At 43.6% G+C, this 20,406-nt stretch carries 13 protein-coding genes and 1 pseudogene; 6 read left to right on the top strand and 8 right to left on the bottom strand.

Features of this window, described 5'->3' with window-relative positions; all coding sequences use genetic code 11:
• Window positions 1-140: 140 nt before the first annotated feature.
• The 6 genes from G3W54_RS17420 (at window position 141) to trxA (ending at window position 12,166) form a co-directional block, all read left to right on the top strand.
• Entirely contained in the window at window positions 141-2,732 is a 2,592-nt protein-coding gene (locus tag G3W54_RS17420) for a PAS domain-containing sensor histidine kinase (protein WP_244627983.1), read from the top strand.
• Window positions 2,733-2,741: 9 nt separating this feature from the next.
• Complete coding sequence (gene tsaE / locus G3W54_RS17415; RefSeq protein WP_162654578.1) at window positions 2,742-4,253, top strand: tRNA (adenosine(37)-N6)-threonylcarbamoyltransferase complex ATPase subunit type 1 TsaE; 1,512 nt, start codon at window positions 2,742-2,744, stop codon at window positions 4,251-4,253.
• 18 nt (window positions 4,254-4,271) lie between these two features.
• Complete coding sequence (locus G3W54_RS17410; protein ID WP_343162570.1) at window positions 4,272-4,988, top strand: nucleotidyltransferase family protein; 717 nt, start codon at window positions 4,272-4,274, stop codon at window positions 4,986-4,988.
• An 8-nt stretch (window positions 4,989-4,996) separates the two neighbouring features.
• A complete protein-coding gene (gene addB / locus G3W54_RS17405; protein WP_162654577.1) occupies window positions 4,997-8,227 on the top strand; it encodes a double-strand break repair protein AddB in 3,231 nt (1,076 codons plus the stop codon).
• Window positions 8,220-11,774: a double-strand break repair helicase AddA gene (gene addA, locus G3W54_RS17400; RefSeq protein WP_162654576.1), complete on the top strand. Its 3,555-nt coding sequence runs from the start codon at window positions 8,220-8,222 to the stop codon at window positions 11,772-11,774. Before addB ends, addA begins: the two co-directional genes overlap by 8 nt.
• A 71-nt stretch (window positions 11,775-11,845) precedes the next feature.
• Window positions 11,846-12,166 carry a thioredoxin gene (gene trxA, locus G3W54_RS17395; protein WP_162654575.1) on the top strand — a complete coding sequence of 107 codons (321 nt, stop codon included), beginning with the start codon at window positions 11,846-11,848 and terminating at the stop codon, window positions 12,164-12,166.
• Between the two features lie 70 nt (window positions 12,167-12,236).
• Here trxA and G3W54_RS17390 read toward each other — a convergent pair whose 3' ends face one another.
• The 8 genes and pseudogenes from G3W54_RS17390 to phaZ all read right to left on the bottom strand — a co-directional run bounded on the left by G3W54_RS17390 (window position 12,237) and on the right by phaZ (window position 20,174).
• Complete coding sequence (locus tag G3W54_RS17390; RefSeq protein WP_244627982.1) at window positions 12,237-13,598, bottom strand: folylpolyglutamate synthase/dihydrofolate synthase family protein; 1,362 nt, start codon at window positions 13,596-13,598, stop codon at window positions 12,237-12,239.
• A 21-nt stretch (window positions 13,599-13,619) separates the two neighbouring features.
• On the bottom strand, window positions 13,620-14,603 hold the full coding sequence (gene accD / locus G3W54_RS17385) for an acetyl-CoA carboxylase, carboxyltransferase subunit beta (RefSeq protein WP_162654574.1): 984 nt from the start codon (window positions 14,601-14,603) through the stop codon (window positions 13,620-13,622).
• A gap of 54 nt (window positions 14,604-14,657) precedes the next feature.
• The gene (gene trpA / locus G3W54_RS17380) at window positions 14,658-15,482 is read right to left on the bottom strand and encodes a tryptophan synthase subunit alpha (RefSeq protein ID WP_162654573.1); all 825 of its coding nucleotides are present in this window, start codon (window positions 15,480-15,482) and stop codon (window positions 14,658-14,660) included.
• Window positions 15,482-16,702, bottom strand: a complete 1,221-nt coding sequence (trpB, locus tag G3W54_RS19325) for a tryptophan synthase subunit beta (protein ID WP_244628000.1) — start codon at window positions 16,700-16,702, stop codon at window positions 15,482-15,484. The genes trpA and trpB overlap by 1 nt, the downstream gene beginning before the upstream one ends.
• Window positions 16,703-16,756: 54 nt before the next feature.
• A pseudogene (locus G3W54_RS19320) lies at window positions 16,757-17,383 on the bottom strand (phosphoribosylanthranilate isomerase); the annotation flags it as partial.
• A gap of 71 nt (window positions 17,384-17,454) precedes the next feature.
• Complete coding sequence (locus tag G3W54_RS17370) at window positions 17,455-18,189, bottom strand: SprT family zinc-dependent metalloprotease (protein WP_244627981.1); 735 nt, start codon at window positions 18,187-18,189, stop codon at window positions 17,455-17,457.
• A 102-nt stretch (window positions 18,190-18,291) separates the two neighbouring features.
• Window positions 18,292-18,735, bottom strand: a complete 444-nt coding sequence (locus tag G3W54_RS17365; protein WP_162654570.1) for a DUF2852 domain-containing protein — start codon at window positions 18,733-18,735, stop codon at window positions 18,292-18,294.
• Between the two features lie 200 nt (window positions 18,736-18,935).
• Entirely contained in the window at window positions 18,936-20,174 is a 1,239-nt protein-coding gene (phaZ, locus tag G3W54_RS17360; RefSeq protein WP_162654569.1) for a polyhydroxyalkanoate depolymerase, read from the bottom strand.
• Between the last annotated feature and the right edge of the window lie 232 nt (window positions 20,175-20,406).

Genomic DNA, 20,406 nt, shown 5'->3' with positions numbered 1-20,406 from the left:
TTTGTATACACAACATATTGTGGCCGCGCTCTTGACTCTTCGGGCGCGGCTTCTTTTTTCTCGGTTTCCCCTTCACGCTGATTCCCAATAGGGTTATATTTTACAAAGATGATTCGATTTGCGTCGTGGTGGTTTGCAAAATGGATCGGCGTTGTCTTATCAGATTGAGCGGCTACAAGGATCAGGACATGCCGGGTGAAAACTCGATACGGGAAACATTAACTGGCATATACCCACGCTATTTGTCTGGGTTGAAGTTGTTTGGGCACAAAGTGCTTAGATCTTCGAAATTACTCTCGCTTTCTTGTTCAGCGTTAATTTCACTCCCTACTATTGCCTGTGCGCAGGACGCAGCTATTCAAGCGATGAGCTTTGGCGCTTCACCAAAAGATATTCTTTATTTCTCGATGGTTATCGGCGCCATTACGGCAACGATGATTTCTGCTGTTTGGTTGATCCGCGAACGCAGCAAAGTAGACACTGAAAACACAGAATTGCGCGCGAAACTGCGTGATATGCAAGCGATTAAAGGGCGATATAATTCGCTCATTGTAGATTCTGGCCAAAAAGTTGTAATTTGGGAATCAAAAGACAAGCCAACGGAAATGCTGGGTTCATTACCAGCTGAGTTGAGCATTCCTTCATCTGAGCGAGAATTTTTAAAGTTCGAACGTTGGCTCGATGTCCAATCGGCGACAAAACTTGATCTAAGTTTAGAAAAGCTCAGACATGATGCGGAAAGTTTTGATATTGTTATTGAAACCATTCGCGGTGATATGCTTGAGGTTCAAGGCCGAGTATCGGGTGTGTGCGCATTTTTGCGATTTGTACCGCTCGGCGATGTTCGCGCAAAACAAGCATCATTAATGTCTGAGCGTGATCGCCTGGTTGGTGCGCTCGAAACTTTTCAGAACCTACTTGATGTTATCGAAATGCCTGTTTGGATGCGCGGTTCCGATGGTAAGCTTCAATGGGTTAACGAAGCATTTGCACATGCAACAGAAGCTAAAAGCCGACAAGATGTGCTTGATCGTGGTTTGGAGCTACTAGGTGTACAGGCACGCGAAAACATTAAATCAAATTCAACTCCGGAACGTCCGTTCTATGATAAGCTTTCAACTGTTGTTCGTGGCGAGCGCCGTTTCTTTGAAGTTGCAGATTCAAAAAGCCCATCAGGGTCGGCAGGTCTTGCTGTCGACATAACAGCGGAAGAAGATATTCGCAGCGAACTTGAGAATACGCTTCAAGGTCATGTTGATTTAATTAATAACCTGTCGACACCAGTTGCAATTTTTGACAGGCAGCAGCAACTGCAATTTTATAATCAGGCATTCCAAAAACTATGGGATTTGGGAACGGACTTCCTCGCCGGCAATCCTGATAATAACGCTTTCTTTGAACGTTTACGCGCAGATAGCAAGTTGCCGGATCAGCCGGGATGGAAAGAATGGAAGGCTGAGATGCTTTCTATTTATCATTCTGCAGACCCACAACAACATTTGTGGCATCTACCGGACGGTCAAACGGTGCATGTGCTTGCCAATGCAAACCCGCAAGGTGGCACAATTTGGGTATTTGAAAACCTTACAGAAAAAGTTGATCTGGAAACCAGATATAACAGATTACAGCAAGTTCAGGGCCAAACGATTGATCATCTAGCTGAAGGTGTTTGCGTATTTGCGTCAGACGGTACACTTGCCCTTTCAAATCCAGCCTTCCGGGCTCTATGGGCGCTAACTGAAGATCAAGTCAGTCAGGGCACACATATTAAGTCGATTGTTCCCGAGTGTGAAAAATCTTATCAAGGAACAGATGGCTGGCGTCACTTTGCTGAGATTATTACCAGTCTTGATGATCAGAGAGTGATTGTTGAAGGTCGGTTAGAGCTGGCTACCGGACTTATTCTTGATTATGCGCTTGTTCCCGTGACCGGTGGTCTTACTATGCTCACATTTGTTAACATGTCGGACAGCGTCCGCGCTGAACGTATGTTAACAGAAAAAAATGATGCTCTCATAAAGGCTGAATCGCTCAAAAATGATTTCGTGCAGCATGTATCTTATGAGCTTCGTTCGCCGTTAACCAACATCATGGGCTTTACAGATCTTGTTCGCACACCAGAAATTGGTGTTCTCAATGAACGCCAGTCTGAATATCTTGATCACATCGCGACTTCGTCATCAGTTCTTCTAACAATTGTGAATGATATATTGGATCTTGCAACGGTTGATGCCGGTATCATGAAGCTTGATATTCAAAATGTTGAGATCACTGATTTAGTGGAGCGAACGCAGCGCCAGGTCGCTGACCGTATGAAGGAAAACCTACTTACGCTTAATGTGGACCTGGTCAATGCACCGGATCTTATTAGAGGTGATTTCCAACGGTTAAAGCAGATCCTCGTAAAGTTGTTAGGTAATGCAGCAAGCGCGTCTCCTAAAGGGTCAAATGTTGACCTGGTCGTTTATGCCGATGAAGATAGGGTTGTTTTCAAAGTCACCGATAATGGTGCTGGTATTCCTGCTGAGGATGTAGAGCGTATTTTTGCAAGGTTTGAATCGAAAGGCCAAAATGGGCAACGCGGTGGTGCAGGTCTTGGCCTATCAATTGTTCAGAGTTTTGTTGGATTGCATCACGGAGATGTGCACATTGACAGCATTTTGGGTGAAGGTACGACGGTGATTTGCACGTTGCCGCTTAATTGCGAAAACGTTGTGAGCCAAACTGCGTAGGCGGGTGATTTGGCTACGTCATCACAAACTCTCACTATAAAACTTGAAAATTTGGATGCAACGCAAAGATTTGCCGAAGATTTAGCTCTCATCGTCAAAAAAGAGGACTGTATTTGCCTCACAGGTGATTTGGGTGCTGGTAAAACAACACTTGTGCGAGCTACCATTCGAGCGGTGGCGGATGATCTAAATTTGGAAGTCCCCAGTCCGACTTTTACCCTCGTTCAACAATATGACTTGCGTATACCTATTGGTCATATCGATCTTTATCGTGCTAGCGACCCGGATGAAATTTTTGAACTTGGATTGGATGAGATACTAACAAATGGTGCAGCATTCATTGAATGGCCTGAAATTGTTGAAGATGAACTCCCAAAAAGTAGAATTTCTTTCAATATAACTGGATTGGATAGTGTTCGAGATATAGAAATTTCTGGACCGGAAGATTTCATGATGCGTTTGGATAGAACGCAAAAAATCCGCCGGTTTTTAGATAATAATGGATATCAAACGGCGCATCGTGCGCATCTTCAAGGAGATGCATCATATAGGCATTATGAGCGGATCTCGGTGGATGGGTTAGAGAGCTTGATTCTGATGAATTCACCAAAAATTTCTGGTAGCCCGATTTTGAGAGATGGCCTGACTTATTATGATTTGGCTCATCTTGCGCAGGATATCATTCCGTTTATTAGGATCGCAAATTATCTACAATCCATCGGATTAAGAACGCCGAAACTATATGAGACAGATCTCGAAGAGGGGTTTCTTCTCCTTGAGGATCTGGGTGATGATAAACCAGTAGATATACAGAATATTCCGTATACGGAACGATATATCGCGGCAATAGATGTACTTGCCCATCTTCACGGGCAGGACATTCCGTCTATTTTAACAGATGACGTCATGGAGCCTTACTCCATTCCGAAATATGATGCGGATGTTATGGAATTGGAGATAAGCCTTCTTGTTGATTGGTATTGGGAATTTAAAACTGGATCAATCATTGAGCCGCAACAGTCAGGTGTATATTTTCAAATCTGGCGTGAGCTAATTCATCGTATGAAATCAGCAGAAACATCGCTTGTTCTTAGAGATTATCATTCGCCTAATATAATTTGGCAATCTGGAGAAAGTGGCCTTGCGCAAGTTGGGTTGATTGATTTTCAAGACGCACAAATTGGGCCTGCCGCTTATGATGTCGCATCTCTTGCCCAAGACGCGCGCGTCGTTGTTTCGGGAGAGTTAGAGACACAATTGCTAGATCGGTATAAATCTCTTCGATTGGACCAAAGGCATAATTTTGATCCCGTGCAATTTGATGAAGCTTATAAAATTATGGCAGCCCAACGTGCCTGCAAAATCCTTGGAATTTTCGTTCGAATGAATAAACGCGACGGAAAATCAGAGTATCTTACGCTTATCCCACAAATTGAGCGTTATTTAATACGGACAATGGCACATTCCGTGCTTAAACCCTTGCAAAAGTGGTTTGATGAGGCTGATCTCTTCAGACGCTAAACACAACGGATATCAATTTTGAAAACTGCAATGATCTTGGCTGCTGGTTTGGGGAACCGTATGCGGCCTTTAACTGATAAGACCCCAAAGCCACTTGTTGAAGTTAATGGAAAAGCCCTTTTGCAATATTCGCTAGATGCAGCGAAAGAAGCGGGTATTGAGAGCTTAGTCATAAATGTACACCATCTTGCAGATCAGGTTGAAAATTATCTGAAAAATCAAGACAATTTTAATGTTACCATTTCAGATGAGCGTGATGAGTTGCTTGATTCTGGCGGTGGTATCGCTAATGCATTGCCGTTTATCTCAGATGATGAATTCGTACTTTTGAATGCGGATACATTTTGGTTGGATGACCAAGCAGAAAACCAGTCAAATCTCTCGGCACTAATATCGGTTTTTGACGAGAGCAGAATGGACATTCTGATCATGTGCGTACCGATATCCCGTACAACTGGACATACGGGCAAAGGTGACTTCAAAATAGATAGTCAAGGTAAGTTAGAGCGTTATAAAGGCGTAGAAAATGACCCGCTGATTCATGCAGGTGTCGCTATCTTACATAGGCGGATATTTGACGGCATCTCCGACAAGAAATTCTCTATCAATCGTTGTCTTGATACCGCAATTTCGCATGGTAGGCTGTTTGGTCACATTATGCATGGATCTTGGTTGACCGTTGGTACGGTGGATGCAATTCATGAAGCGGAAGCAGCAATTAAACGCATTGGCTAGGGAAATTGATGACACAAGACCAATCCCCCAATCTTTATACGATCCCCCCGGGCGTAGCCTTCTTGCCATCATTTGCGGAAGCTCTCCTTAATGGAGATATGTTTCCAGGTTTCAAATATGATCCAAGTGAACCACATCACTTAGCAGATATTCGCATATATGTGCCCACACGCCGAGCGGTACGCTCTTTGCGGTCAGAATTGGCAGAACAGATCGGAAAAGGTTCGGTTATCCTACCCGATATCAGGCCGCTTGGTGAAGTCGAAGATGATCTCGGTTTTTTTGATATTGCATCTAATGAAGAGCTTTCTACTTTAGATGCTATTTCGCCAATTCAGTCGAAGCTAATTCTGGGTGAGTTGATCCTTTTATGGAAGCAGGCCTTACCCAAAGCGTTTCACCAACAGTTAAAATCGGTTCCCATGGTTGCTCCAGCTAACCCCACCGATGCGATCTGGCTGGCTGATGAATTACTTAGTCTAATTGAAAGTGCTGAAAGCGAAGAAGTAGATTTAGCTGGCATTGATCTGATCGATGCGGAAGATCATGCAAAATGGTGGCAATTAACATTAGAATTTTTGAAGATACTACGAGAATTTTGGCCGACTCGCCTTAAAGAACTTAATCGGCAAAGTATAACAATCCGTCAAATCAACATGCTTGATAAGCAAACCGAAGAATTAATGAAGAAAAGGCATTCTAAGCCTGTTATTGTTGCCGGATCTACCGGCTCTTTGCCGGCTACAGCGAGGCTTATCAAAACTGTTTCGCAACTTGAGAATGGCGCTGTTATTCTCCCTGGTTTAGATCAGAATATGACACCTGATCAATGGCAGCCGATATACAATGTTGCATCTAACAATATTAATGCTAAACATCGGTTTGATCTATCCACTGTTGTTGTTCAGGGACATCCGCAATTCGGTTTAGCGCGCTTATTATGGCGGCTTGGCCTTAAAGTTGAAGAGTTTAACTCTGTTAAACAGCTCGCAAAGCCTAGTTATGATCGAGATATTCGGCAAAAAATTATCTCAAAAGCAATGCTGCCAGTATCGCAAACACAGGATTGGTTTGATCAGGCGTCCATTTTAATCGATGACGAACAAAAGGCTTGTCGTAATCTTACTCTAATTGAAGCAGGAAATGAGCGGGAAGAGGCCGCAGCTATTGCAACGGCCATTCGATTGGCTTTGGAGCCAAATGAAGACAGTGATGAGCCTGATGTTGCACTCATTACCCCTGATCGAAACCTCGCGCGGAAAGTATCCATTGAACTGCTAAAATTTGGAATTACAGCAGATGATTCCGGCGGCATTTCATTGTTACAAACCAAACTTGGTAATTTAACAATCATCTGTCTTCATGCATTGTTAAAAGCAAAAGATAACCTGGCTTTGGCAGCTTTGTTGAAACATCCATTTGCGCATTTTGGGCTTGAGGAAGAAGAGAGATTACGTTCGGCATCGGTAATTGAGCGTCTGGTTTTGAGATCGGAGAAGAGTTGTATAGATCCGGCTTTTTTGCCGAAATTACTTTCAGATAATTTTGATGCGCTCCTGGCGCAAAAACATGTTCCGAAATGGTTACGGAACATTTCTAATGAAGATATGCAACGAACCGGATTACTCGCCCAAGCCGTTGCGGATATTTATTCGGCATTTCACGGTATCGATGGCCAAGCTTCTCAATCATCTACCGATCTAAATCTATCTATCGGTCACTGGACAAGGCGTACGATCGACGCATTGGAAGCGATAACCCGTTCTGGTGACGGTCTGTTTGCAGTTTGGGAGTGCGATGAAGGCGGACAGCTTGCGCGTCTGCTTGAAGAGGTTGAGGCCTGCCCTACATCGTTGCAAGTTACAGGTCGTGAATGGTGTGACATGCTCGATCCATTGATTAGCGGACAGACGGTGAAACCCAAAACCGGTAACCATCCACGCGTGATGATTTGGGGTGTGCTTGAAGCTCGACTGCAAAATGTTGATACAATGATACTGGCTGGACTAAATGAAGGGACATGGCCAAGTGTTAGTTCAAATGACCCGTTTCTTTCTCGATCTATGAAATCAGAAATTGGTCTCATTCCGCCAGAACGTCGATTAGGTTTGGCAGCCCATGATTTCCAAATTGCCGCGGGGACAAAACGTGTTGTTTTCACACGTTCTTTAAAATCATCTGGCGCACCCGCAGTAGCATCACGTTGGGTGCAGCGGTTACTAACTGTTTTGCGGCCCGAAGCTGTTGAGACTATTCGAAAACGTGGACGTGATATTGTGGACTATGCGGAGCTTGTACCTGCACGAGACCAAGCTAAATCTGCTCAAAGGCCGGAACCAAAACCACAAAAGAGCTTTCAACCGAAGAGCTATTCATTTAGCGAGGTTTCAACCCTGCGTCGTGATCCTTATGCAATCTATGCAAGAAAGATTTTGAAACTTGATTTGCTTGAAAATTTTGCATCCGAACCAGATTTGCGACTGCGCGGCACGATATTCCACGCAATTATAGAAAATTATTCAAAACAGCTGCCAGATATACAAAACTCGAAGCGTTATGAAACATTTTTGAACTGTATGAATAGCGAATTCTCAAAACATGACCTACCAACGGATTTAGCTTTTCTATGGAAGCAGCGTCTATTGGAGGTCTCGAAATATTATGTTGATTGGGAGCATGAGTGCGATCAACTAAATGTCAAACGTCATATTGAATTATCCGCCAGATGCACATTGCCTAACATAAGTGAAATACATTTAACGGGTCGTGCTGACCGGATTGATATTACAACAGATAATTCTGGCGGAACTTATGTTGATATTATTGATTTTAAAACAGGAACGAGACCATCTGCGAAAGAGGCGAGAAGCCTTCTAGATCCTCAGTTGGCATTAGAAGCATTTGCCCTAGAACAGGGCGGTTTTAAGGGGTTTGGCGGTTTAAAGGCTGATAGTTTGAAATATGTCCGTTTTAAACCATCAGATCATCTTATCATAGATCAAGTTGAACAAAGACCGACGAAGCAAAACCCTGATACGGAGTCTGCATCCGATTTGGGCCAACGTGCGGCAGATGAGTTGTCATCTTTAATTAGTGCGTTGGGTGATAATCGAATAGGATTCTTATCTAGAGCAATTCCGGTTTCTGAATTTGATATGTCTGGTGATTATGATCATCTTGCTCGGGTATCTGAATGGTCGGTCGCAGAAACGTCCGATATGGAGGATGGCTATGAGTGATCTTCCTGAAACAAAAAAACTAATCGGAGAAACAACAGCTCGTCAAATGCGAGCCGCAACACCTGGTTTATCGGCATGGGTTTCAGCCAATGCCGGCTCAGGTAAAACACATGTTCTATCACAACGTGTTGTACGCCTGTTGATGGACGGTACAGCGCCATCCGCAATTTTGTGTTTGACCTATACAAAGGCTGCCGCTGCTGAAATGTCATTGCGGATATTCAAGATACTATCTGAATGGACAAGCCTAGACGATGTTTCGCTCAACGCAAAACTAACGGAGTTAGAAGGCCGGCCGCCATCACGTGATAAACTGCTGCATGCAAGACGTTTATTTGCCGCTGCATTGGAGACACCAGGTGGTCTAAAGATTCAAACAATCCATGCCTTCTGTGAAGCGATTTTACACCGTTTTCCGCTTGAGGCAAATGTTGCTGGTCATTTTCAAGTGCTCGATGATGATGCGGCTAAGCAAATGCTAGAAGATGCAAGGCGCCTCATTATAAATAGCTCTGCAAATGAAAAGGAAACGGATCTGGCAAGAGCTGTTTCTAATATACTTTCAATTGCTGGTGAGCATGGATTCGATCAACTCATTGGTCAGTTCATAAACGCTCGACACGCGTTGTCCAGTTTTCTGCAAAGAGCTGAGACAGTAGGTGGTGTAAGAATTCAGCTAGCAACTGAATTGGACATTAGTCCTGATCAAACAGAAGATGAATTGATAATGAACTTATGGCCGCTTCCATCCATGAGTGATGAACAAATTGACCTTTACTATGAGTTGGCGCATGAAAGGAAAAATAAAACACCAAAAGATCTTGCTCAAAGTTTGAAAACTGCGAGATCTGAGAGATCGCCAACACTTAGATATGAGATACTAAAATCCGGTTTTTTAACCAAAGCTGGAAAACCGCGTTCGATGTCAAAAGCTGTAAATGCAGATTTATTGGATGCGATGCCCGATCTTATGCAGATGCTAAGCGATGTCGCGGAACATATTCTTAATATTGAGGATCTTATAAAACGTCGCCATTGTCTTGATGCCAGCGAGCAAGCACTGGTCATTGCAAAACATTTTATAGAAGCCTTTGAAGGCCTCAAACGTCGTCAGGCTATGCTGGATTATGATGATCTCATTATTCAGACGGCTAATCTTTTTCAAAAAAGCGGTGCTGGCAGTTGGGTGCACTATAAACTTGATAAGGGGATTGATCATATATTGATTGATGAGGCGCAAGATACCAGTCCCAGTCAGTGGAATGTTGTCCAATCCCTAGCGAGCGAGTTTTATAGCGGGCTTTCAGCAAGAGAGGTCGAGCGAACTATCTTCGCGGTGGGCGATGAGAAGCAATCAATATACTCATTCCAAGGTGCACAACCTGAACGGTTTGATTATGAGCGTCGCCAAACATCAAGAAGGGCAGAAAATTCGGCAAATGATTTTGATTCCATAGCCTTGCGGGTGTCATTCCGCTCAACGGCGGAGATATTGGATATGGTTGATCTCGTTTTTGGTGATGATAGTGCCAGTAAGGGTTTGAGTTTCTCAGGGGAGGCCATCATCCATGAAACTGTTCGGCAGAACGCTCCCGGTCGAGTGGAATTATGGGAGATGCTCGCGAAACAGAAGAAAGATCAGAGCGAAGATTGGCTTCAGCCGTTTGATTCCGTTTCAGAAACAGACCCGGTTAATCTGTTAGCGCAGCAAATTTCAACAACACTGGAAAAGTGGGTTGGAAAAGAGCAAATTGAAGATCAAAAAACCGGCCAGTTGCGCCCAATTACCGCTGGCGACATTCTTATATTGGTACGAAAACGTGATGCATTCGTTCCAACGCTCATCCGTACTTTAAAATCTCAAACAGATATACCAGTAGCAGGTACAGATCGATTGCGGCTTACAGATCATATAGCCGTTCAAGACTTAATTGCACTTGGTCGTACTTTGTTACTCAAGGATGATGACCTATCTCTTGCAAGTGTCCTAAAAAGTCCATTTTTCAACATCTCTGAAGATCAACTATTTGAACTATGCGCAAAACGTGATCAGAACACCTCAGTTTGGCAAAACCTTTGCTATTTGGCGTTATCGGACGATGTTTGGGAGAAGATAAAAGTCAAAATCGAGTATTTGGATGCATTATCGCAGCGGCTTTCGGTTCATGATTTCTATCAGCACGTTTTAGGACCAATTGGTGGACGACAAATTTATCTCAATCGCATGGGGCATGAAGTGTCCGATGTGTTGGACGGGTTTTTAGATGCTGCACTTGATCATGATATGAATGCTTTGCCTGGTTTGCAAAGCTTTTTGGCAAAGCTTGACCAGTCCAAACAGGAAATTAAACGAGAACAAGAACAAGGTGTCGATGCGGTTCGTATTATGACGGTTCACGCATCGAAAGGTCTGGAAGCACCAATTGTATTTTTAGTTGACCCCGGCAGTTCTGCGTTCCACACGTCCCATGCTGCAACCTTGCGCCCTATCTCGGATGATTCTGATCAACAAAGTCTACCGAAGGGGTTTCTTTGGGTGCCGACGGGAAAACTAGAAAATTCGAAGTCCGCTCGACTCAAAGACAAACAACAAGAACTCGCTGAGGAGGAGTATCGGCGGCTTTTATATGTGGGCCTAACGCGCGCCGCCGATCGATTGATTGTTTGTGGTTATAGAGGCGTACGAGAAGCATCTAGTTTAACCTGGCATGGGTTGGTGAGCGATGGATTTGAACGTGCTCAATCCGAAACAGTTAAAGAAATACATAATAAATTCGGTCAATTGGAGTGGAAAGCAAAACATTATTCGCGTGACGTAGCTGAACGATCCATTGATACATTACCCACTATTATGAAAGAGAAGAGAAGCGTGATTGAAAGGCCAGAATGCCTTGATATTCTAGTTAAGAAATCACGATCTTTGCCGAGACCACTTATCCCATCCGGTGCACATGCAATTCTCGATGAGGAAGATATAACATCTCCACTAAACTCCCCCTTTCACAAGTCAGATAGTCTTTCGATTAATGCGCTTGAATATGGAAAAGCGATTCACCGCTTGTTGCAGGTCCTACCTGAAATGAAACCCGAGGACTGGGAGACCCAATCGCTTGGGTATTTAAGAAATGCATTACCTAATTTGAGCGCCGAAGCTTATAGTGGAATAATAAACAACATGATTGGTCTGCTGAATGATGTAGAGTTTGCACCGCTATTTCACGGAGTTGGTGCATCTGAATTCTCAATTATGGGGAATATTAATGTCGCTGGTGAAGAGCGGATGGTATCTGGCAGGATAGATCGGATCGCTGTTCTAGAGGATAAGGTTTTAATTACCGATTATAAAACCAATAGTAATCCGCCAACCGAGCTTGCGGATGTGCCAACTTCTTATATCAATCAGATGGCTATTTATCGTGCAGTTCTACAGCCGCTTTATCCTGATAGATCTATCAGAGCTGCCCTTTTATTTACGCGAGCGCCCCGTCTTATTACGGTTTCTGATGAATATCTAGAACAAGCTCTATCGCAATTGAGTTCAAATTAACTTGAACTACTTGAAACGACGCTCAATATGCCTCACATATGGGGTACAAAACGATTCCAAAGGAGCCCAAAATGGCAACTGTAACTGTAAATAACGATAACTTTCAGGAAGAAGTCCTGAATTCAGATAGCCCTGTTGTTGTTGATTTTTGGGCTGAATGGTGTGGACCTTGTAAAATGATTGCACCTAGTCTCGAAGAAATCTCAAACGAGATGGGCGATAAAGTCAAAATTGCAAAGTTAAACATTGATGAGAACCCAGACTTAGCAGCACAATATGGTGTTCGCTCTATTCCAACTTTGGCCATGTTCAAAGCTGGCGAGGTTGCTGATATTAAAGTTGGTGCATTACCAAAATCAGGTCTGTCATCATGGATTGGTGACGCGGTTTAGGCTAAGAGTCTAATTTAACAGATATCTTATCTGAGAAAGAAAGCTCGCGTTTCTATCATGCGGGCTTTTATTAGTTTGGCGGCGTACCGTTAGTTAGAAGAACATCCCCCACAAGATAAAGCGAACCACAAATTAGGATGCGTGGCGCAATTTGGGGATACTTAGCCATATGAAGAGCTGATATTTTATCAAATGCAGACTGTATGTCTTCAATGCTTTCAGCGGTGATCCCGGCTTCATCTACAATTGTCGCTAATGTTTCGTTTGGAATACCTGCATCTGATGATGTGATCGGCAAGATAGCGGCATATTCTGCCAAATATTTGAACTTATTAAAAAAATCACTTGGGTCCTTGGTGTTAAGCATTGCAGAGATAAGATAAAGAGGTCGTTTATCTCGTTGATCCAATTGCTTGATTATGTTGACAAGTATGCTGGCAGCATCTGAGTTATGGCCGCCATCAATATAAATCTCCGGCTTGTAGTTCTTATCAAAGTCTGTAAGGCTTTTGGCTAATTCGCCCCTAGGTAAAGCTTGAAAACGACCCGGCCAGTAAACGTTGCGCATAGCTTCTTCCGCAGCCTTTTGGGAGATTGGAAAACCTGCGTCTCTTACAGCTCTGATTGCAGTTGCTGCATTTATATATTGATGTTCACCAATAAGTGCAGGCTTTGGAAGGTCCATCAAACCGTCTTCATCTTGATAGACAAAGCGACCATGCTCTTCAGAACCGGCAAAATCCTGACCAAAAATGGATGCTGCGCACCCAAGTTCATTGGCGCGGGCTTCAATCACGTGCAATGCCTCATCAAAAGGCTGCTTGCTTACAACAACGGGGCATCGTTTTTTAATGATGCCGGCTTTTTCGAAAGCAATTTTTTCAGCCGTATCACCCAAAAGAGACTGGTGATCGATTGATACGGGCATGATCACGCTGATCGCGGGTTCTTTGATGACGTTGGTGGCATCAAACCTGCCACCAAGGCCAACTTCTATGATGACGACATCTGCTGGTTGTTCTGAAAATAGAAGAAACATTACGGCAGAAAGAATTTCAAATACGGTTATTGATTGGCCTTGATTAGCTTCTGCTACGCGTGAGATAGCATCTGCGAGCATGACATCGTCAACAAGCTGTCCTCCACCTTCTCTGCCAATGCGAAAGCGCTCGTGCCAAGACACAAGATGCGGTGAAGTGTGAACATGTACTTTATACCCTTCAGCTTCCAGCAATGCGCGTGAGAACGCGGTGAAGGAGCCTTTGCCGTTTGTTCCGGCAACATGAATGATGGGTGGAAGCTTATCTTGAGGGTTACCTAACCGTTCAAGCAACATTTTTATCCGGCCAAGGGATAAATCATATCCCTTGGGGTGTAATGTCATGAGATGGTCAATGAGCTGATCAGCACGAGCCGGAAGATTATCAGACATTTAAATCCCAGTCTTAAGTTTTTAGGACTTAGCTTCGTCTGTTTCAGCTGCCTGAGTATCTTGTGCAGGCGCTTTCTCATCTGAAGATACTTCAGTTTCAGCCGCTTCGTTATCGTGAGTAGTTTCAGCAGGCAGTGCGAGAACTTCTTCTAGCTTTGCGGGCGTATTTGCAAACAGTCGCAATATACGAGCAAGCATTTTTGGTAATTCATGACGATGAACAACCATATCAACCATGCCATGCTCCAAAAGATATTCTGATGTTTGAAAACCCTCTGGCAATTTTTCGCGAATAGTTTGCTCAATCACGCGTTTGCCTGCAAAGCCAATTTCGGCGCCCGGTTCTGCAATATGAATATCACCAAGCATGGCATAAGATGCTGAAACACCGCCCGTTGTTGGGTTTGTCAAAACAACAATATATGGAAGGCCAGCTTCTTTTAGCATCTCCACAGCAACCGTTGTACGCGGCAATTGCATAAGGGACAGGATACCCTCCTGCATGCGCGCACCGCCAGAAGCTGGAAATAGAACGAGCGGACATTTTTCTTCAATTGCACGTTCAAACGCTTTAATTATAGCTTCGCCTGCCGCCATGCCGAGCGAGCCACCCGCAAAGCTAAAGTCATGCACGCATGCAACAAGCTTAACATCATCTACATGTCCAACACCTGATACAATTGTATCTTCTAAACCAGTTTTTGCACGATAATCTTTCAGTTTATCAGAATATCGTTTGATATCTTTAAACTTAAGTGGATCCTGCGTAACGTCAACATTTTCAAGTATTTCAAAGTCACCATCAAAGAGATGTGTCAGTCTTTGACTGGCAGTCATTTTCATATGGTATTCAGATGAAGGCACCACAAAGTGATTTTCTTCCAAATCCTTATGAAAAACCATCTCACCCGTTTCAGGGCATTTGATCCATAAATTATCAGGAACGTCACGGCGACCCAGCATTGAACTAATTTTAGGTCTTACGTAGTTAGTAATCCAATTCACGTGTTAATACTCCAAAACAGGTTTATACTTATCTGGCGATGATAGATGTCAATTTCAACGAGCCGAGGCTACTCCAGCGGCTAAATCCTCAATTAATTTGGCAACATTGGTGTTTGTTTGCGCAGTAGCATGGCCATTTTCATCCAATGAATCAGCAATTGTGCTTACAATTGCTGAACCAACTACAACACCATCAGCATCTTGGCCAATTGCCTTTGCTTGTTCGGCCGATTTCACGCCAAAGCCAACGCAGATCGGTAGATCAGTGTGAGATTTAATGCGCTTTACCGCATCGCCAACTTTTACTGTGTCTGCTAGCGCTGACCCGGTAATACCGTTCATAGACACATAATATACAAAGCCAGATGTATTTTGCAAAACAGTCGGTAAGCGTTTCTCATCTGTTGTTGGTGTCGCCAAGCGAATGAAATTAATTCCTTTCGCAATAGCTGGAATACATAATTCATCATCCATTTCAGGTGGTAGATCAACAATGATAAGACCATCAATCCCAGCTTCTAGCGCAGCATCTAAAAAGCGCTCCACTCCATAGATGTAAATCGGATTATAATACCCCATCAATACAATCGGTGTATCAGCGTCAAATTTACGAAATTCCCGTGCCATATTGATGGTTTTTTGCAATGTTTGGCCACCTTTGAGGGCGCGCCGCGCCGCCATCTGAATAGCCGGACCATCTGCCATTGGGTCAGAAAATGGCATCCCAAGTTCAATGACATCCGCACCGGATTTAGATAGTGTTTTCATGATCTCCAGCGATGCATCATAACCGGGATCTCCTGCCATAAAATAGGTGACAAGCGCAGGACGGTCTTCCTTAGCCAAGTCCGCAAATCTTTTATCCATACGTGCAGTCATTATAGCTCTACTCCCAAATGCTTTCCGACGGTGAACACGTCTTTATCACCGCGTCCGCAAAGGTTCATAACAATGATCTGATCTTTATCCATTTTAGGTGCGCGTTTCATTACTTCCGCAAGAGCATGGCTTGGTTCAAGAGCAGGAATAATGCCTTCAAGGCGGGTTAGAAGTTGGAATGCTTCTAATGCCTCATGATCCATAATAGGCACATATTCAACACGGCCCGTATCGCGAAGCCATGAATGTTCTGGGCCGATACCAGGATAATCAAGACCTGCGGAGATCGAATGACCTTCTTCAATTTGGCCATCATCATCTTGCAAGAGATATGTTCTATTGCCATGCAAAACGCCGGGTGAACCAGCAGTTAGTGACGCACAATGCTCATCACTATCGAGACCCTTACCACCAGCTTCAACACCAACAATTTTTACATCTTTATCATCAAGGAATGGATGGAATAGACCAATAGCATTGGACCCGCCACCCACAGCAGCAACTAGCATGTCCGGCAGGCGACCTTCGCGTTCCATCATTTGCTCTTTAGCTTCCATACCGATGACGGACTGGAAGTCACGCACCATTTCTGGATATGGGTGAGGGCCAGCTGCTGTGCCAATAATGTAATAGGTATCATCGACATTGGTTACCCAATCACGCAAAGCTTCATTCATCGCATCTTTGAGCGTCCCATTACCGGCGGTAACGCCAATCACTTCAGCACCCAGCAACTTCATACGAAACACATTTGGTGCCTGGCGCTCAATATCTTTTGCACCCATGTAGACAACACAAGGCAGACCAAAACGAGCGGCAACTGTGGCCGATGCAACGCCGTGTTGACCAGCACCTGTTTCAGCAATAATGCGCTTCTTTCCCATACGCTTGGCAAGAAGAATTTGCCCGAGGCAATTGTTGATTTTATGAGAACCTGTGTGGTTTAACTCGTCGCGTTTAAAATAGATTTTTGCACCGCCAAGTTCCTCGGTCAGGCGCTCTGCAAAATAAAGCGGGCTGGGACGACCTGTATAATGCTTATTTAGATCTTCAAGTTCATCCTTAAATGTAGGGTCTGATTTTGCCACTTCCCAGTGATCCTGCAAATCAAGAATGAGAGGCATCAAAGTTTCGGCAACAAAACGACCTCCATAGATGCCAAAACGTCCATCTTCATCAGGACCTTCCCGATAAGAATTCGGAATATTTTGTTCGCTCAAGGCCGTTCTCCCAATTGCTTTATTTACTGCTTGATGCTCCAAATTCTTATTGATGGTTTGAAAGAAGTTAGTCATCAAGGTTTTATCTTTTACGCCCGGCGAGCTTTCAATTCCAGAAGAAAGATCAAGCCCAAACGCATTTGTACTTTCAATTGCTATGCCAACATTATCAGCATTTAACCCGCCGGAGAGCATATATTCAATCTCAGGATCAAGTGTATCAAGCAGAGTCCAATCAAATGATACCCCATTGCCACCAGGCAATTCAGAATTTTTGGGGGCTTTCGCATCAAACAACATACGATCAGCGATACCAATATACGGCTTTATTTTGTCAAGATCTGTAGCGCTCTGTATTGAAAAAGCTTTCATAACTGGTAAGCCGTAGCGATGTTTAACTTCTGCTACGCGATCTGGTGTTTCCTTACCGTGTAGTTGTAACATATCTGGCTGAAGGCCAGTTACGATTTCATCAAGATACTCGTCACTCGCATTTACCGATACGGCCACGATCTCAGCCTTGCCGCGTGCGGGTACTGCCGCATCACTGGCTTGCTGAACCGTCACATGTCGCGGGCTTTTTTCAAAGAATATAAATCCGATCTGATCAGCGCCGTTTTCAACAGAATGGGCCACGATTTCGGCAGATTTCAAACCACATGTTTTGATCGTAAGTTTCATAATTCCGCAAGTGCCATGAATAGCGCAAAGAGTCGAGTATTTTGATAGGTTTGGAGATGATTCAGCGTAATTTAGTTGAAATTTATGGCGTGAAGAAGACTACCATTTTTCTTTAGCCACTTTTTTGCATCCTGAGTATGCGGGCAAAGGTTCTCGCATAATTGCCAAAATTGTGGTTCGTGGTTCATTTCAACAAGGTGAGATACCTCGTGTGCAGCTAGATAATCCAGCACAAATGGTGGCGCCATGATTATTCGCCATGAGTAGGATAGACTGCCATCTGATGAACAAGAACCCCAACGGCTTTTCGTATCGCGTAGGCTGATGGACTTAAAAGAGCGCCCTATTTTTTCAGCGTGATAATGGGTCGATTTTTCGAGATCTTTGCGTGCTTCTGATTTTAAAAAATCCGAAATGCGTCGTTTAAGGTGTGGCACATCCCCAGAAACTCTAAGGATAAATTCTCCATCCAACTGAACAGTTTCAGTTATTCCGCGAATTTTCCCTGTGCGTTCTATAAGATGATCTTGGCCGCGAATTTTAATATATCCACCCTCAATGAGTTCATCATCTTTGGGAAACTTGGCCAGCTTTGTTAAAATCCAGCCATGGTACTTCTCCAAAAATTCATTAATCTCATGTTCGGGAAGTTTTTGTGGGATCGTAAGGCTTAGTCCTCGCCCGCCAGGATCAATGCGTAAGGTGATGCGCTTCGCGCGCGCGTGGGGACGAATCTTGAGTGGTAATGATCGATCACCAACATCAATAAATCTGTCTTGGGGCCTATCATTGGCTGTTTTCTTCAAAAAGGAGAGCATGCAACCATTTTAACTGATTCGTTTTGCGTAGAATAATTTAATCATTCTAACGAAGAAAAACGGCGCTAAAGCGCCGTTTCATCTAATCTATCAGTCAGTTGTTTTTGGAACTGACGATTTTTTGTTTTTTTTGCCTGACTTGGATCGAGATTGCATAAATGCATCAAACTCTTCTTTGTCACGCGCTCTGCGTAAATCACGCATATGTGCGTCAAATTCTTCACGCATTGCATCAAGCTTACGACGTTCTTCGTCCAAACGTTGAAGTTCTTCATCTCGCCATTCGTCAAAAGCCATATTGCCCGAATTGTAATGTGAGCGGCTTCGACCAAATCCAGAACCAGATCTACGACAAGATCTGAAGAATCCATCTGTTGCATTATTCATTTCAGATTTAAATTCATCCAAACGTTCACCCCAAATAATATAGGCGATCATGGCAAGACCAAGCGGCCAAAAAACCATAAAACCCAATACCATCAGAGCGATGGTTACAGGCGTCCATGCGGGACGTACTAGTGCTGATTGTATCATCTTTTATCCTCATGTTGGTGAGGCATTTGTGCCTCCTTACAATATAGATGTTGTGAGGCAGATGGATAAATTCAACCACGCAAGAAGGTCATTCGCAATAAATTACAGAAAATTATAATGGAAAATAAATTAGAATCAATAACTTACACATATTCTAGATTTAGATAAATTTTTCAATAAATCGGAAAGCCAATGTAACTCTAACCGACCTTGTTATTAAGATTTGCAGTAAACTTTAAAATACGGGGCGCAATTTCTTTTCTAAATCGGGAGCCGGAAAACACACCATAATGCCCAACATCTGGTTGCATATAGTGTTCACGTTTAGTCTTAGGAATATTAGGGCAAAGAGTATGTGCTGCTTGGGTTTGCCCAACACCAGTAATATCATCATTTTCGCCTTCGATTGTGAAAAGAGCGCACTTCTTGATGCTTCTTGTGTCAACAAGTTCGCCGCGATGCATCATTTCACCTTTCGGCAACGCATGTGTAATGAACACAACGTCAACCGTTTGAAGATAGAACTCCTCGGTTAAATCCATTACAGCCATATATTCATCATAAAATTCACGATGTTTTTCTGCTGTATCTCCATCACCCTTGACCAGATTCATGAAGAACTTACTCTTTGCTTCAACATGCTTATCCAAGTTCATAGACATGAAGCCTGATAGTTGAAGAAATCCTGGATAAACACGACGACCAAAACCTTTAAGCGGCCAAGGCACTGACATGATTACGTTTTCTTCAAACCAAGACAATGGTTTGGATTGAGCGAGTTTATTTACTCCGGTTGGATTCACACGCGTATCAATGGGGCCACCCATGAGGGTCATGGAGCGAGGCGTGTTCTTACTCTTACGTGCTTCCATAAGTGAGACCGCAGCTAACACAGGCACAGACGGCTGGCAAACTGACATGACATGTGTATCTGGTCCCAATGTGTCAAACATATCAATTATGTAGTCGATATAATCATCAAGATCGAAGCTGCCGACGGCTTTTGGAACAATGCGAGCGTCCGTCCAATCTGTTATATAAATTTCAGCATGTGGAAGGAGTGTTTCAACTGTTCCCCGCAAAAGTGTTGCGTAATGACCGGACATTGGAGCTACAAGGAGAATTTTTGGCTGTGACTTGCAGCTTTTTGGAAGGTCTCGCTTGAAATGCAGGAGATCACAAAAAGGTTTCGACCAAATAATATTTTCTTCGACGGCGACTGTCTTGCCATCGATCTGCGTAGTTTCCAATCCAAAATCTGGCTTCCCATAACGGCGTGTCGTGCGTTCAAATACTTCTAGGCCTGCGGAAAGAGAGCGTACCATTGGCGATTTGGAAAAGGGATTGGCAGGGCTCTCGTAAGCAAATCGGAGCGCATCTGCATAGGCACGCATCGGAGCAATAGCCGCATGATTAAGCTCATGAAAGTTATAAAACATATATATAGCCGCCTTTATAGTTTTCCGCATTTGGATGGATCAAGTTAGCATGCTCCGTGTGTATTGCAACGCAACAATGTGTGAAAATGGTACCAAATCGGCATTAAATATGCGTTATTTGCAATTCTTCGTCTCAAATTTCGTATCTAGGAGTAGATAATTCAATGTTTTGGATTGGAGGTTATTTACATATTTGACGGATTAGCTCTTGATTTTTGCCATATAATGTCGA

Source organism: Lentilitoribacter sp. Alg239-R112 (genome assembly GCF_900537175.1).
Classification (GTDB): Bacteria; Pseudomonadota; Alphaproteobacteria; order Rhizobiales; family Rhizobiaceae; genus Lentilitoribacter.
This window is presented reverse-complemented; position numbering and strand designations above follow the sequence as displayed.